Annotated in this window: 10 protein-coding genes; 7 read left to right on the forward strand and 3 right to left on the reverse strand. The window is 70.9% G+C overall.

Annotated features, from left to right (window positions below):
• Positions 1-69 precede the first annotated feature (69 nt).
• The 3 genes from ACFYPN_RS03725 to ACFYPN_RS03735 form a co-directional block, all read right to left on the reverse strand.
• On the reverse strand, positions 70-783 hold the full coding sequence (locus ACFYPN_RS03725; RefSeq protein ID WP_358761292.1) for a PspA/IM30 family protein: 714 nt from the start codon (positions 781-783) through the stop codon (positions 70-72).
• A 113-nt stretch (positions 784-896) separates the two neighbouring features.
• Positions 897-3,044, reverse strand: a complete 2,148-nt coding sequence (locus ACFYPN_RS03730; protein ID WP_389296616.1) for a TPM domain-containing protein — start codon at positions 3,042-3,044, stop codon at positions 897-899.
• Positions 3,045-3,165: 121 nt separating this feature from the next.
• Positions 3,166-3,333 carry a hypothetical protein gene (locus tag ACFYPN_RS03735; protein ID WP_389296617.1) on the reverse strand — a complete coding sequence of 56 codons (168 nt, stop codon included), beginning with the start codon at positions 3,331-3,333 and terminating at the stop codon, positions 3,166-3,168.
• A 313-nt stretch (positions 3,334-3,646) separates the two neighbouring features.
• On the opposite strand from ACFYPN_RS03735, the gene ACFYPN_RS03740 reads away from it, so the two are divergent.
• The 7 genes from ACFYPN_RS03740 (at position 3,647) to ACFYPN_RS03770 (ending at position 15,039) form a co-directional block, all read left to right on the forward strand.
• A complete protein-coding gene (locus ACFYPN_RS03740; RefSeq protein WP_389296618.1) occupies positions 3,647-4,126 on the forward strand; it encodes a MarR family winged helix-turn-helix transcriptional regulator in 480 nt (159 codons plus the stop codon).
• Positions 4,123-5,604 carry an MFS transporter gene (locus ACFYPN_RS03745; RefSeq protein WP_389296619.1) on the forward strand — a complete coding sequence of 494 codons (1,482 nt, stop codon included), beginning with the start codon at positions 4,123-4,125 and terminating at the stop codon, positions 5,602-5,604. The genes ACFYPN_RS03740 and ACFYPN_RS03745 overlap by 4 nt, the downstream gene beginning before the upstream one ends.
• 127 nt (positions 5,605-5,731) lie before the next feature.
• On the forward strand, positions 5,732-6,286 hold the full coding sequence (locus ACFYPN_RS03750) for an isochorismatase family protein (RefSeq protein WP_358761297.1): 555 nt from the start codon (positions 5,732-5,734) through the stop codon (positions 6,284-6,286).
• Positions 6,287-6,634: 348 nt separating this feature from the next.
• Complete coding sequence (locus ACFYPN_RS03755) at positions 6,635-9,070, forward strand: ABC transporter family substrate-binding protein (RefSeq protein ID WP_358761298.1); 2,436 nt, start codon at positions 6,635-6,637, stop codon at positions 9,068-9,070.
• Positions 9,071-9,426: 356 nt separating this feature from the next.
• The gene (gene typA, locus ACFYPN_RS03760; protein WP_358761299.1) at positions 9,427-11,298 is read left to right on the forward strand and encodes a translational GTPase TypA; all 1,872 of its coding nucleotides are present in this window, start codon (positions 9,427-9,429) and stop codon (positions 11,296-11,298) included.
• An 817-nt stretch (positions 11,299-12,115) separates the two neighbouring features.
• Positions 12,116-13,144, forward strand: coding sequence for an ABC transporter permease (locus tag ACFYPN_RS03765; protein WP_358761300.1), 1,029 nt, complete (start codon positions 12,116-12,118; stop codon positions 13,142-13,144).
• 98 nt (positions 13,145-13,242) lie between these two features.
• Positions 13,243-15,039, forward strand: coding sequence for an ABC transporter substrate-binding protein (locus ACFYPN_RS03770; RefSeq protein WP_358761301.1), 1,797 nt, complete (start codon positions 13,243-13,245; stop codon positions 15,037-15,039).
• Positions 15,040-15,041 lie beyond the last annotated feature (2 nt).

Consider the following 15,041-nt stretch of genomic DNA (forward strand, 5'->3'; position numbering starts at 1 on the left):
ACACGAGGAACGCGAGGGACGAACCGGCGGAAAGGGGCGGGGTGGGAGCGTCTGCTGCCCCGCCCGCCCTCAGGAGGGGGTCTTCAGCGCGGCGAGACGCGCCTCGACCTCCGCGCTGTCGCCCAGGGAGTCCAGCTGCTCGAACTGCGCGTCGAGCGAGGAGGCGGCCAGCTCCTGCTTGCCCACCGCCTTCGCCTCCTCGCGGCGTACCTTCTCCTCGAAACGGTTCAGCTCGCTGGTCGGGTCCAGCACGTCGGTGGACTTCACCGCGTCCATCATCCGGTTCTGGGCCTGCGCGGACGTGGCACGGGCCACCAGTTCGTCCCGCTTCGCCTTCAGCTCCCCGAGCTTCGCCTTCATCCGGTCGAGCCCCGCCCTGAGCTTGTCGACCACCTCGGTCTGCGAGGCGATCGTCGGCTCGGCCGTCCGCGCCTCCTTCTCCGACTGGAGCTGGCGGCCCAGGGCGACCTTCGCGAGGTTGTCGAACTTGTCAGCCTCCGCCGCCGCGCCGGCGGCCCGCAGCTCGTCCGCCTTGCGGCTGGCGGCGAGCGCCTTGCCGCCCCACTCCTTCGCCGCCGCCACGTCCTCCGCGTGGTCCTGCTCCATCAGCCGCAGGTTGCCGATGGTGGCGGCGACCGCCTGCTCGGCCTCCGCAATGTTGTCGGTGTAGTCGCGGATCAGCTGGTCCAGCATCTTCTGCGGGTCCTCGGCCTGATCGATGAGCGCGTTGATGTTGGCCTTCGCGAGCTGGGTGACTCGGCCGAGAATCGTCTGCTTCGACATGGGAGCTCCTCTCATGGAGTGGGAACGGTCGGACGGGTGGGCGGCGCGGCTGTGGGCGCGCGGGGGGTGGTCCAGAGGCGGTGCGGGGGTGGTGCGGGGCGGTGCGAGGGTGGTCAGAAGCGGCCACCGCCGCCTCTGCGGCCGCGCGTTCCCCCGCCACCGAAGCTGCCGGGCCCCGCGCCGCCGAATCCACCACCGCCGAACCCGCCGCCACCGCCGAGCCCCCCTCCGAACCCGCGGCCACCGCCCCGCCCGCCGCCTCCGAGGATTCCGCCGAGGAGGATGCCGCCCAGCACCGCCCCGCCCATGCCGCCGCCCCCGCCCCGCATCCCGCCACCCGGCCCGGAGCGGCTGTCGAAGGCGCGTACGTCCTGCTCGGCCAGGGCCTGGGCCTGGCCGGCCAGCGCGTCGGCGCGCTGTGCTTCGGCGAGCGCGCGCTGCGGGTCGCCGCCGGCGGCCAGCTGCCCGGCCTGCTCCGCGTGGCGCTGGGCCTCCGCGAGCCGGGTACGGGCCTGGCTGCCGACCGCGCCCCGGTGCGTGGTGATGTAGTCGGCGGCGGCCGAGATCGCGGAGCGGGCGGTCAGCATCGCCTGGTCCAGCAGCGGACGGGCCCGGGCGTTGCCCTGGTCCCGTTCGCGGGCCCCGGCCAGCGACTCGTCCAGGACCGCGTCCGCCTCCTCCAGCCGGCGCAGCGCGTCGATCGGGTCGTACGGTCCGGCCGCCACCTCGCCGCGCACGTCCCTCAGCACCGCCTCCGCCCGGCCGATCCGCCCTTGGAGGTCGGCCGTGGACACGCCCTGCGCGGTGCCTCGCAGCAGCCCGTGCGCGTCGGCGAGATCCGTCTCCATCTCGTTGAGGGCGGCCGGGATGCGGGACGCCGCCTCCTCGACCTCGGCAGCCCGCCGCTCGACGGCGTCCACCAGAGTGGCCGCCTGGCGCACCGCGCTCTCCGCCGCCCGTACGAACACGGCGGCCTGCGCGTTGTCGCCACCGTCCACCGCCTGGCGGGCCTGGTTGAGGGTGGAGGTGGCGAAGAGCAGCCGCTCCTTGGCCTGTTCGACGTCGTCCGCGACGGGGGCGGCGGCCGACGGCGCGTACCGGGTGCGCAGCGCCTCCAGCGTCGATGCCGCCGTCGCGGTGCGGCCGGCGAGGCCGCGGAAGGTCGCCTCCACCTCCGCCAGCGCCTGCGGGGCGTTCTGTTCCAGAGCCCGCAGCCGGTCGAAGTCGGCCGACACCGCGTCGAGCTGCTCGTCGGCCGCGGTGCAGCGGCTGATGATCTCCTCCAGCATCCGGCGCTGGGCCGGCTCGTCCTCCGGGATCGCGTCGTCCAGTTGCTGGCGCAGCCGGAACGACGCGGTCAGCTCACTCTTGGCACGTGTCACCGCCGCGGCGAAGGGTGCCGCCGCCTCCTCGCCGAACTGGGCCGTGGCGAAGCCGAGTTCCTCCTCGCTGGTGCGCACCGCGTCGTCCGTGTCCACCAGCAGCTCCTTGGCCCGGGCGTCCAGCTCGGGCAGCGGGGCCGCTGGCTCGGCGGGCGCCTGGGCGCCCGGCGCCCCGGTGCCCCAGCCGGCGGCGGCCGGTGTCGTACGGGCCCGCGCGCGCCGCTTGCGCCGGGAGAAGGCGTAGGCCGCGACGAGGAGCACGGCGACGAGCAGGACCGCGGGAAGCAGGAAGTCACCGGCGTCCGTACCGCCCGACCCGCTCGACCCGGGATCGGCCGTGCCGGGGGAGAGGGAGGGGGAGGGCACCGGCTCGTCCGCGAGCACGGCCGCGTACCCGTTCGCCGCACCGATCGCCGCTCCCGCCCAGTCGTTCACCCGCAGCGCCGGCACGATGGCGGTGCTCGCCACCTCCCTCAGCTGCGTGTCGGTGAGCCGGGACCCCTCGTCCACGGAGTACGCGTACTGCCGGTCGTGGGTGGCGACGGCCAGCAGCACGTCGTCCTGGCCCAGACCGTTGCGGTCGGCGGTCTCGTCGGCCCAGTTCTGCGAGGAGCGGCCGGAGAAGTCGCGTACGTAGACGACGAAGAGCTGCACCCGCCGCTTGTCGAAGAGTGAGTCGAGGGCCGCCTCCACCTCCCCGGTACGGTCCCCGAGCGCGCCGGTGCGGTCGGTGATCTGCCCGTCGCGGGAGAGCGTGACGGGGTTGTCGGCCCGCGCCGGAGCCGCGGTCCCTGCGGCCAGCCAGCAGGCCGCGAACAGCACGCCGAGCAGCGCCCGGCAGGGCCGGGAGCTGCGGATACGACTCGGAAGAGGCGTCACATCCAGGAGGCTATGACCAGGTTTCGCACCCCGCGACCCGAGCATGGGACGGGCCGCCGGGCACGAGGCCCGCGGGGCCGGTCGGGGGACGGGGGCGTGTGCAGTACCCGCGCCGCGGGCGTCACCCGGTCCGACGGCTGCCGCGCAAGGCATGGCCCGCGCCCCTCACGAGGAGGCCGGTCAGGAGCAACAGGCTGGAGAGCAGGCTCACCGACGGAGTGTTCCCGAACGTACTGCCGCCCCGGATCAGCAGGACCGTGCCCCGGGTGAGCAGGGCGACGGCCACCACGAGCCGGCCCCAGCCGTAGAGGTGTACGCGGTGGACCCGTCCCCCGGTGGAAGGGGAGTACCCAGCCCCGGGCGATCGCGGCCGCTCCGGAGGCGCCGATGAACAGGGCGAGCGCGACGGTCGGTATGCCTACGGAGAACCTCATGGTCGTCCGGCCGACGGTGTGATCATGGCACCCGCCGCGGCGGCCCTCCATGGGCTGCGCGGGTCCCCACGAGGCGATGGGGCGGGAGGCCGGCGAAGGCCGGATCGCCGAGATCCATTTCGACAGGCAAACTTGCAAGATGCTCTACCCATCTTCTACCGTGCACATATGCCCGATACGACCGAAAACCCAGCCGCCCGGCCCGCCATGCCCCCCGCGGACGACTCCGCTCCGGACGTGCTGGCCGTGCGGCTCGCGGCGGTCGTGGGCCGGTTGCTCCGCAAGTTGCGCACCGAGTCCGCGGAGAGCCTGCTCACCCCGTCGCAGCGGTCGGTCCTGGCCCGGCTGGAGAGCGACGGACCCGCCACCACGGCGGCCCTCGCACGGGCGGAGTACGTACGTCCGCAGTCCATGCGGCTGACGCTCGCCGCGCTGGAGAGCCAGGCACTGGTCGACCGGGCCCCCGACCCCGAGGACGGGCGGAAGTCGCTGGTCTCGGTCAACGACGCCGGCCGGGCCACCCTCGCCGGGCTCCGGGCGGCCAAGCACGACTGGCTGACCGAGGCGCTCACCGCGGAGTGGGACGAGGCGGAACGGCAGGCCGTCGCGGAGGCGGTCACACTCCTCGGCCGGCTGGTCGAGCGGTGAGCGCCGCGCGCGGCGCGCAGGCCACGACCCCGCCGGCCCTACCCGCGGCGGCGACCGGAACCCACGGTCCCGCCGCCCCGGTCAAGGGCACCGCGCCCCCGGCCCCGGATGCCGGGACCCCCGGCTTCGGCGCCCGGCTCACGGCGCCCCTGCTGATCGGCTCGCTGGTCAACCCGCTCAACACCACCATGATCTCGACCGCCCTGGTCGCGATCGGGCACAGCTACTCCGTGGGCGCGGCCGGTACTGCCTGGCTGATCTCCGTCCTCTACCTCACCAGCGCCGTCGCGCAGCCGGTGCTCGGCAAGCTCGCCGACTCCGTCGGCCCGCGCCGGGTCTTCGTCGCCGGGCTCGTCGTGGTCCTGGTCTCCGGACTGGTCGGCGCCTTCGCCCTCTCCTTCACCTGGCTGCTCGTCTCCCGGCTGCTGCTGGGCATCGGCAGCGCCGCCGCCTACCCGGCCTCGATGTCGATCCTCCGCCACGAGGGCCTGCGGGTCGGCCGTACGCCACCGCGCCCGGTCCTCGCACGGCTCTCGTTCGCCGCGGTCGGCAGCACCGCTGTCGGCCCGACGCTGGGTGGGGTGCTGGTGATGCTCGTCGGCTGGCGGGGCATCTTCGCGGTCAACGTGCCCGTCGCGCTGATCGCGCTCGTCACCGCGATCCGGTGGATCCCGGCCGACCGGCCCCGTGCGCGCGCCGAGGACGGCAGCCGGCCGAAAACCGCCATCGACCCGCTGGGCATCGGGCTCTTCTCCACCGCCCTCACGCTGCTCGCCTTCTTCCTGCTCGACCTGGCCCACCCGCAGTGGTGGCTGCTGCTGCCCTTCGCGGTGGTCGGTGCCGCGCTGGTCCGGTGGCAGCTGCGGACGGCCACCCCCTTCATCGACCTGCGGGCGCTCGTCTCCAACGGCCCGCTCACCCGTACCTACCTGCGGCACGGCCTCGGCTACCTGCTCGTCTACTGCGTGATGTACGGACTGACGCAGTGGCTGGAGGAGGTCCGCGGGTTCTCCTCCGGCGAGACCGGGCTGCTGATGCTCCCGATGTCCGTCGCCGCCCTGGCCTGCTCGCTCCTCGGGGCGCGTACGAAGGGCATCCGGGGGCCGCTCACGCTGGCCTGCCTGCTGCTCGCCGCGGGTGCCGTGCTGCTGGGCTTCCTCTCCGGGAGCTCCCCGCTCGTCCTGCTGCTGCTCGCGGGCGCCTGCTTCGGCGTCCCGCAGGGGCTGATCGGTACGAGCAACCAGGCGGCCGTCGCCCAGTTCTCCCCGGCCGAGTCCATCGGCTCGGCCGCCGGGCTCCAGCGCACCGCGCAGTACATCGGCGCGATCACCGCCTCCAGCATGATCGCCCTCGCCTACGGCCGGGCCGCCACGGACGCCGGCCTCCACCTCATGGCATGGATCGCCGCCGGGCTCGGGGTACTGCTGATCGTCCTGACCCTCATCGACCGGGCGTTGCGCACCCCGCACGCCCCCTGAGGCCGCGCGCCCCCGACGGGCCGCCGCACCCACGGGCCACACGCAACCGACCGACCACACGCACCCGACCGACCGCACCGCCGGGCCCGCAGCGACGGGCCGCACCACCCCTCAAGGAGTACGTCCCATGACCGCCACCACCCTCGACGCGAAGACCGCGCTCGTCGTCATCGACCTGCAGAAGGGCATCCTGGAGCTGCCGATCATCCACTCCGGCGAGGAGATCGTCGCCAAGGCGGCCGAGCTCGCCGAGGCTTTCCGCGCCAAGGACCTGCCCGTCGTGCTGGTCCGGGTCACCGGCGGCGCCCCGGGCCGAACCGAGGCCGGCCACGGCGGCGGCGGCCGGCCGCCGGCCGACTGGGCCGACCTGGCCCCCGGCCTCGGCCGCCAGGACAGCGACATCGTCGTCGCCAAGCAGCGGTGGGGCGCCTTCTACGGCACCGACCTGGACCTCCAGCTGCGCCGCCGCGGCATCACCCAGATCGTGCTGCTCGGCGTCGCCACCAGCATCGGTGTCGAGTCCACCGCCCGCTTCGCCCACGAGTACGGCTACCACGTCACCGTCGTGACCGACGCGATCAGCGACATGGACGCCGGCTCCCACGCCAACTCCGTCGAGAAGGTCTTCCCGCGCCTCGGCGAGACCGCCACCACCGCGGAGATCATCAAGCTCCTCGGCTGACCCCTCCCCGCACACCGGCCGTACGCGCTCCCTCCCCGCGTGCGGCCGGCACACGCGCACCCGTGCCCCGGGCCCCGGCGAAACGTCGGATCCGGGGCACGGGTGCGTCCGGAGTGAGCCCGGTGGCCGGCGCGACCGTCCGGCCCCGGCCGGCCGTACGCCCGTACCTCCGCGCGGGTGAGGTTTCCCGGTCGGCCGACGTGTCGGTGACGACCCACGCGCGCAGGCGCTTTCAGTGGGGAGGCGCAATCGGTGTGATCAACCGCTAATGCCACCAGATCATCAGGTAACTGTCATCCGGTCCATTCCGGTACGGGGTGGTCCGTTCCGGCCCCGGAGGTACCAGCCATGTCCCACGTCGGCGTCCCGCGCGGGACCGTCCGCAAGCGCCGCACCCTCGCGCTGTTCGCCGCGGGTGTGCTCACGATCCCGGCGCTGGCCGGCTGCGACTCCGGCGGGGAGAAGACCACCGCCCGGGTCCCCCAGGACATCGGCCCGGCCGCCCGCGGGGCGATCGCCCAGGGATCCACCCTGAACTGGGCCGTCGACGCGGTGCCCGCCACCCTCAACACCTTCCAGGCGGATGCGGACAGCTCCACCACCCGGATCACCGGCGCGCTGCTGCCGAACCTCTTCCCGCTCGACGCGGCGGGAGCGCCCAAGCTCAACCCGGACTACCTGGAATCTGCGAAGGTCATCGACCGGGAACCGAAGCAGGTCGTCCTCTACAAGCTCAACCAACGCGCGGTCTGGAGCGACGGGCGGGAGATCGGCGCCCCGGACTTCGTCGCCCAGTGGCGCGCGCTGAACGGCAAGGACACCGCGTACTGGACCGCGCGCAACGCCGGGTACGAGCGGATCGAGAAGATCGAACGCGGCCACGACGACCTCCAGGTCCGGGTCACCTTCGCGAAGCCGTACGGCGACTGGCGCTCGCTCTTCTCCCCGCTGTACCCGAAGGAGGTCATGGGCTCCCCGGACTCCTTCAACGACGGCGCGCGCACCACCCTGAAGAACACCGCCGGCCCGTTCAAGCTCCGCTCCGTGGACAAGGACAGCAAGACCGTCACCGTCGTCCGCGACCCCCGCTGGTGGGGCGGTGGGGCGAAACTCGACAAGATCGTCTTCCGGGCGGTCGCTCCCCGGGACCGGGGCGAGGCGCTCGCCGAGGGCACGGTGGACGTGGCCGACATCGACGGCCACGACGCACAGCGCATCCGCCTCGCCGCCCGCGACGACGGCCGCAACGGCCGCCCGCTCACCCACGGCCCCCAGGCCGACCTCACCCCCGCCGCCGCCCTGCGCTCCTGGGCGCTCGCCCACGGCTCCGACGAGGAGGCGGCCGAGATCGCACAGGCGTCCCGGGAGAAGGCCAAGGAGGCGATCGAGGCGTACGAGGCCGAGCAGGCGGGCCTGCGCTCCTACGTCGTACGCAAGTCCCTGGAGCCCGCGTACACCCAGCTCGCGCTCAACGGGGAGTCGGGCCCGCTGGCCGACGAGCGGGTGCGCCGGGCGGTGGCCCGCGCGCTGGACCGCCAGGAGATCGCCGACTCGGTCCTGAAGCCGCTGGGACTGCCCTCCGAGCCGCTCGGCAGCCACCTCGCCATGCTCGGCCAGCCCGGCTACACCGACAGCAGCGGCGCCATCGGCGACCAGGACACCGCGGAGGCCCTGGCCCTGCTCGCCGACGCGGGGTGGACACCGGGCGGCGCCCGGAAGCCCCAGGGCACCGAGGCCGGCAGCGAAGCGGAGAGGCCCGGAGCCGGGAAGACGTCGGCATCGGCCGACGCCGACGCCGACGCCGAGACTGACGCCGACGCCTCGGACGACGCGGACGAGGCGGACAGCGCGGACGGCGCGGCGGGCGCGCAGGGAACGGACTCCACGAAGCCCGACTCCGACAGCACCGCCCGGAGCACCGGCAAGGCGGCCGACACGGAAGGTACCGGGACGGCCTCCGAATCCGACGGCTCCGACAAGACCGCCGCCGACGAGACCGATCCCGACAAGACCGCCGCCGACGAGAAGGCCGACGCCGGCAAGGCGGGGCGCTACGTCGTCGGGGAGGACGGCAAACCGGGCGACGACGACTCCGCCGCCCAGGCCTCCCTCCGGGACCGGAAGGCCGGGGGTGCCCCCGGGCTGTACGCACCGGTCGGCACCGCCGCCCCCGCGGGCACCGCGGCCCCGGCCCGGCACGCTGCCGTACGGAGCCGGATCGGCAAGAACGGCAAGGCGCTGAGCCTGCGGTTCGTGCTCCCCTCGGGCGCGGAGTCGGCCTCCCTGCGCAAGGTCGGCGAGAAGATCGCGGCGATGCTCGACTCCGTCGGTATCTCCACGGTGATCACCAAGGTCTCCGACGCGAACTACTTCAAGGACTACATCGCCTCCGGCGCCTACGACCTGGCCCTGTACTCGTGGCCGGTCAGCGCCTACCCCGCCACGGACGGCCGTCCCATCTTCGCCAAGCCGGTGCCCGCCTCGGACGGTTCGCTCGTCGTCGAGCAGAACTACACGCGGGTCGGCACCGACTACATCGACCAGCTCTTCGACCGGGCCGTCGCGACGCTGGACGAGAAGGCGTCCCGGGACCTGATGAAGCAGGCGGACGCCCGGATCTGGGCCGCCGCGGGCTCGATCCCGCTCTACCAGCGCCCCCAGCTGGTGGCGGTCGACAAGAAGCTCGCGAACGTCGGCGCCTTCGGCTTCGGGACGCCGCGCTACCAGGACATCGGGTTCAAGGACAAGAAGGCCGCGGGCGCCCCGGCGCGCTTGACCGAGTAGCCCCGGACCCACGCCCGAGGCCCGTACCGACCCAGAGGAAAAGTGCCCGCCGGACCCCTCCGGCGGGCACTTCCGCGTGCGGTGGGGGACGGAGACCGGGGGTCCCGGGGCGAGGGTCGGGCGGGGGCCGTGAGGGCCTCAGCGGGCCGTCGGGGGTCGGTTCGCGGTCCCCCGGTGCCTGAATATCCGTTGAATCCTCGGGGAAGAGCGGTCTCGCGGATCGGCCCGGGAAGCCCCCCGTGCGGCTGGCCCGTACCATGGGACAAGCCGTGGCGTGTCAGCCCGGCGGGGCGTACGAGGACCTGAGACGGACTGCGACGCCTGATCCCACGATCCGAGAGAAGCGCATTCCACCCATGCCCACGCGCCACGACATCCGTAACGTAGCCATTGTCGCCCACGTCGACCACGGCAAGACCACGCTGGTCGACGCCATGCTCAAGCAGGCCGGCGCCTTCGCCGCGCACGCCGCCGAGAGCCTCGACGACCGCATGATGGACTCGAACGACCTGGAGCGTGAGAAGGGCATCACGATCCTCGCCAAGAACACGGCGGTGAAGTATCACCCCAAGGCCGGCGGCGAGCCGATCACGATCAACATCATCGACACCCCCGGCCACGCCGACTTCGGCGGTGAGGTCGAGCGAGGCCTGTCGATGGTCGACGCGGTCGTCCTGCTGGTGGACGCCTCCGAGGGCCCGCTGCCGCAGACGCGCTTCGTGCTCCGCAAGGCGCTCGCGGCCAAGATGCCGGTCATCCTCTGCATCAACAAGACGGACCGCCCCGACTCCCGCATCTCCGAGGTCGTCGACGAGACGTACGACCTCTTCCTGGACCTGGACGCGGACGAGGAGCAGATCGAGTTCCCGATCGTCTACGCCTGCGCCCGTGACGGCGTCGCCTCGCTGACCAAGCCCGCGGACGGCACCGTCCCCCCGGACAGCGAGGACCTGGAGCCGTTCTTCACCACCATCCTGGAGCACGTCCCCGCTCCGGAGTACGACGAGGCCGCGCCGCTCCAGGCCCACGTCACCAACCTGGACGCCGACAACTTCCTCGGCCGTATCGCGCTCTGCCGCGTCGAGCAGGGCGAGCTGCGCAAGGGCCAGACCGTCACCTGGATCAAGCGCGACGGCACGCACCAGAACGTCCGCATCACCGAGCTGATGATGACGGAGGCGCTCACCCGCAAGCCGGCCGAGGTGGCGGGTCCCGGCGACATCTGCGCCATCGCCGGTATCGGCGACATCATGATCGGCGAGACGCTGGCCGACCCCGAGAACCCGATCGCGCTGCCGCTGATCACGGTCGACGAGCCGGCCATCTCGATGACCATCGGCACCAACACCTCGCCGCTCGTCGGCAAGGGCGGCAAGGGCCACAAGGTCACCGCCCGCCAGGTGAAGGACCGTCTGGACCGCGAGCTGATCGGTAACGTCTCGCTCCGCGTCCTCGACACCGAGCGCCCGGACGCCTGGGAGGTCCAGGGCCGCGGTGAGCTCGCGCTGGCCATCCTGGTCGAGCAGATGCGCCGTGAGGGCTTCGAGCTGACCGTCGGCAAGCCCGAGGTGGTCACCAAGCAGATCGACGGCAAGACGCACGAGCCCATCGAGCGCATGACCATCGACTCGCCCGACGAGCACCTGGGCGCCATCACCCAGCTCATGGCGACCCGTAAGGGCCGCATGGAGACCATGACGAACCATGGCTCCGGCTGGGTCCGCATGGAGTGGATCGTCCCGTCCCGCGGCCTCATCGGCTTCCGTACGGAGTTCCTCACCCAGACCCGCGGCACCGGCATCGCGCACTCCATCTTCGAGGGCCACGAGCCGTGGTTCGGGGAGCTGCGCACCCGTCACAACGGTTCGCTCGTCGCCGACCGCTCCGGCACGGTCACGCCGTTCGCCATGGTCAACCTCCAGGAGCGCGGCATCATCTTCACGGAGGCCGGTACCGAGGTGTACGAGGGCATGATCATCGGCGAGAACTCCCGCGCCGACGACATGGACGTCAACATCACCAAGGAGAAGAAGCTCACCAACATGCGTGCGGCTTCCGCCGACACCACGGAGAACGTGGTGCCGGCCCGCAAGCTGTCCCTGGAGCAGTCCCTGGAGTTCTGCCGCGAGGACGAGTGCATCGAGGTGACCCCGGAGACCGTGCGCATCCGCAAGGTCGTCCTGGACGCCAAGGAGCGCGGTCGCACCGCGTCGCGCGCCAAGCGCTGATCATTTCCGGCACTGATCATTTTCGGCCACTGGCCGGTGCACGTCAGGGACGGGTTTGAGCCCGCTCCGATGCGTTGACATGAGGCCCGGCCTCCCGCAGACCTTGCGGGAGACCGGGCCTTCGTCAATTGATTTTCGTCACTTCGGTGTCCGGTTATCGGGCGTTGCTCTCCGGAACCTGTGTTAACAGTCCGTTTCGGGGGTGTCTGTCTGGACTCAGTTTGTCCGGATTTCGGTCACACGGCCTGTATCGATGTTGTCAAACCGAGACCCTTTAAGTGTGGTTTATGGCCCGGTCGTACTTAATAGTTGGCTCCATTGAGCTCGGGTCAATGGGTCAAGCACTGTGGGGAGTGCCGACTCACGAGCACACGGGGCACCGTTCTTACCGCCGTCAGGGGTGTCGGCGGACGAGCTGGTGCCGTACTGATTACGTGGACTCAGAGGAGGAACCCATGTGCGCTGCCTTCGGCACCGATGGGGGCTCGCCGTTTTGGACGGCGAGCCGGAACGATTTGGTTCATGGCGGCTCGCCCGGTCCCCTTGGCGGCCGCGGCCTCGGCTGACGCGCCTCAGACCCGTCCAACCGCTCAACTCGCGTTCCCAGGAGTGAAACCCACTCCCGGTGGCGCTCCTTTCGACCGCTGCGCGCCGTGGGGTGATCTCCGTCAGGTGCTGGTCGTGCCGTCGTGCGCCTGTCCGGTGCGCGGTCGGCTGAGGGGCCGCCACACAGCAGGCACGACGCGGTGAGTGCATCTGAACTCCACCGCGCAGCCTGTCAGGGCGCCGGTACCCGACATCTGTGAATGGACACATCATGACCAGTCCAATCGAGGCCGAGGACGCCACGGCCTCTGTCGCCTTGGACAAGACCGCGGCGACGACCGCGGCCGCCGAGGCCCCCGTCGGCCGCTCCCCGGGCCAGCTCATGTGGATGCGCTTCAAGCGCGACCGCACGGGAATGGTCTCCGCGGTGGTGGTGATCCTGTACTTCCTGATCTCCGCCCTCGCGCCGGTGATCGCGAACCTGTACGGCAAGAACCCCTACACGCTCTACGCCCAGGAGCCGGACTACCCGTTCCTGCTGGACGACTTCGCCATGCCGACCGGTACCTTCGGCGGTGTCTCGGGGGACTTCTGGTTCGGCGTCGAGCCGAACCTGGGGCGTGACGTCTTCACCATGCTGCTGTACGGCATGCGGACGTCGCTGTACTTGGCCGTCGTGCTCACCGTTCTCAGCGTGGTCACGGGTGTCCTCGTCGGCATGGTCGGCGGCTACTTCGGCGGCAAGGTCGACTACTGGCTGGGCCGGATCACGGACTTCTTCCTCGCCTTCCCGAGCCAGCTCTTCTTCATCGCCTTCATGCCCGTCGTGACCGCGCTGTTCGTCTCCCCCGCGGACGAGACCCCCACCTACCTGCGCGCCGTCGCGATCATCCTGGTGATGTGGTTCCTCGGCTGGATGGGCATGGCCCGCCTGGTCCGCAGTTCCGTACTCACGCTCCGGGAGCGGGAGTTCGTCGAAGCGGCGAAGGTGTCCGGGGCGTCCCGCTGGCGGATCGTCCGCAAGGAGATCCTGCCGAACATCGTGACGCCCATCCTGGTCCAGGGCACCTACATGCTGCCCAGCGCCATTCTGTCCATCGCGTTCCTCTCGTTCGTCGGTGTCGGTTTCGTCGAACCCACACCTGACTGGGGCCGGATGTTCGCCATCGGGTCCAAGATCTACGAGCAGGACCCGTCGTTCATGCTCTTCCCGGGCCTCGCCCTGGTGATCTTCGTCCTGGCCTTCAACCTTCTCGGTGACTCGGTCCGCGACGCGTTCGACCCCAAGACCGGACGATGACGTCCAAGGGCGGGGACGGCTGCCGCCCCCGCGCCGGGCAACCGGTTGCTCAGGCAGCACTTCTGGATAACAAACCGACAGGTAGGTACACCAGCATCATGAAGTCCATCCGATCACGCTCTACGCGTGTCATAGTCGTCGCCGCTGCGGCCGGCTCCCTGGCGCTGACTGGTTGCTCTTCGAACGACAGTGGCAAGGGCAAGGACGAGTCGAAGACCGCGAAGGACGCGGCCGCCCAGTCCAAGCCCGTCGAGTACGCCGACGCGGCCGGCTCCACGGGCCCCGCGGAGGAGCTGGCGGGCGCCACGTCCGGTGGCACCATCGGTGTCTACCTGCAGTCGGACCTGACCCACCTCGACCCGGGCCAGATCTACGTCAGCGACGCCGGTCAGTTCGCCAACCTGGTGCACCGCAAGCTGACGAACTACCAGGAGGACGCCCAGGGCAACCTCACCGTCGTCGGTGACGTCGCTGCGGACTCCGGTGTCTCGTCCGACGGTGGCAAGACCTGGACGTACAAGCTGAAGGACGGCATCAAGGACGAGGACGGCAACGTCGTCACGTCCAAGGACGTCCGTCACACCATCGAGCGCCTGTACTCGAAGGTCATCTTCGACGGCCCGACGTTCATCCAGACGTGGCTCTCGGGCTCCGACTACCGCAAGGCGCTGCCGGACGGCCCCTACAAGGGCAAGCACCTGCCGGACTCGGTCCTGGAGACCCCGGACGCCCAGACGGTCATCTTCCACTTCGACAAGCCGCGCCCGGACCTGCCCCAGGCCCTCGCCATGGCGGGTTACGCGATCGTCCCCGAGAAGGACGACACCAAGGAGGCGTACGACAAGGCGCCGAAGGCCCTTGGCCCGTACAAGCTGGTCGAGTTCAAGGCCGGCAAGTCCATGAAGCTGGTGAAGAACACCAACTGGGACCCGAAGACCGACGCCGTGCGTCACCAGTACGTCGACGGCTACAACTTCACCACCACGGTCGAGCAGTCCAGCCAGACCAAGCGTCTGATCGCCGACCAGGGCGAGGCCAAGAACTCGATCCAGTTCACCACCTCGGTCGACCCGGCGCAGATCAGCGACGTCGTCAGCGACCCCGCGGTCAACAAGCGCACGATCAAGGGCTACCAGCCCTACGTGTGGCAGATGTCGTTCAACCTGACGCGTCTGAAGGACAAGAAGGTCCGCGACGCCATCACGTACGCCATCCCGAACCAGGCCATGATCCAGGCCGACGGTGGCAAGTACGGTGGTGAGCTGGCCGGTGGCCTGTTCGCGCCGACCCTGCCCGGCTACGACCCGGCCTACGACCCGTTCGGCAAGAAGAAGACGCCGAACGGCAACCTCAAGAAGGCCAAGGAGCTCCTCGCCGAGGCGGGCGTGAAGGCCGGCACCAAGATCACGTACGCGTACTCCAACACGCCGCGTGGGCAGAAGCAGCAGGTCATCGTCAAGGACGCGCTGGAGAAGATCGGCTTCGACGTCCAGGCCAAGGAGATCGACTCCGCGAGCTTCTACGAGCAGATCGGCAAGCTCGACAACCCGTACGACATGTACGCCACGGGCTGGGGCCAGGACTGGTCCTCCCCCTCGACGGTCGTCACCCCGGTCTACGACGGCTCGCTGGTCGCCGACGGCGCCTCGAACTACTCCCACATCAATGACCCGAAGGTCAACGCGCTCATCGAGAAGGCTCTGACCCAGGAGCCCACCGAGGCCGCGAAGACGTGGGAAGAGGCGCACCACTACATCGTGGAGCAGATCAACCCGGCCGCCCCGATCTACTACTCGAAGCAGCTCCAGCTCTTCGGCTCCAACATCGGTGGCGCCCGCTACAGCACCAACTCGAGCTACATCGACATCAACGACCTCTTCCTGAAGAAGCCGTAACG

Source organism: Streptomyces sp. NPDC005576 (assembly GCF_042871745.1).
GTDB lineage: Bacteria > Actinomycetota > Actinomycetes > Streptomycetales > Streptomycetaceae > Streptomyces.

Excerpts from the sequence above, each read along its gene's own strand:
- ACFYPN_RS03725 (WP_358761292.1), bottom strand. The coding sequence starts at position 783 with ATGTCGAAGCAGACGATTCTCGGCCGAGTCACCCAGCTCGCGAAGGCC.
- ACFYPN_RS03740 (WP_389296618.1), top strand. The coding sequence starts at position 3,647 with ATGCCCGATACGACCGAAAACCCAGCCGCCCGGCCCGCCATGCCCCCC.
- ACFYPN_RS03750 (WP_358761297.1), top strand. The coding sequence starts at position 5,732 with ATGACCGCCACCACCCTCGACGCGAAGACCGCGCTCGTCGTCATCGAC.
- ACFYPN_RS03755 (WP_358761298.1), top strand. The coding sequence starts at position 6,635 with ATGTCCCACGTCGGCGTCCCGCGCGGGACCGTCCGCAAGCGCCGCACC.
- typA (WP_358761299.1), top strand. The coding sequence starts at position 9,427 with ATGCCCACGCGCCACGACATCCGTAACGTAGCCATTGTCGCCCACGTC.
- ACFYPN_RS03765 (WP_358761300.1), top strand. The coding sequence starts at position 12,116 with ATGACCAGTCCAATCGAGGCCGAGGACGCCACGGCCTCTGTCGCCTTG.
- ACFYPN_RS03770 (WP_358761301.1), top strand. The coding sequence starts at position 13,243 with ATGAAGTCCATCCGATCACGCTCTACGCGTGTCATAGTCGTCGCCGCT.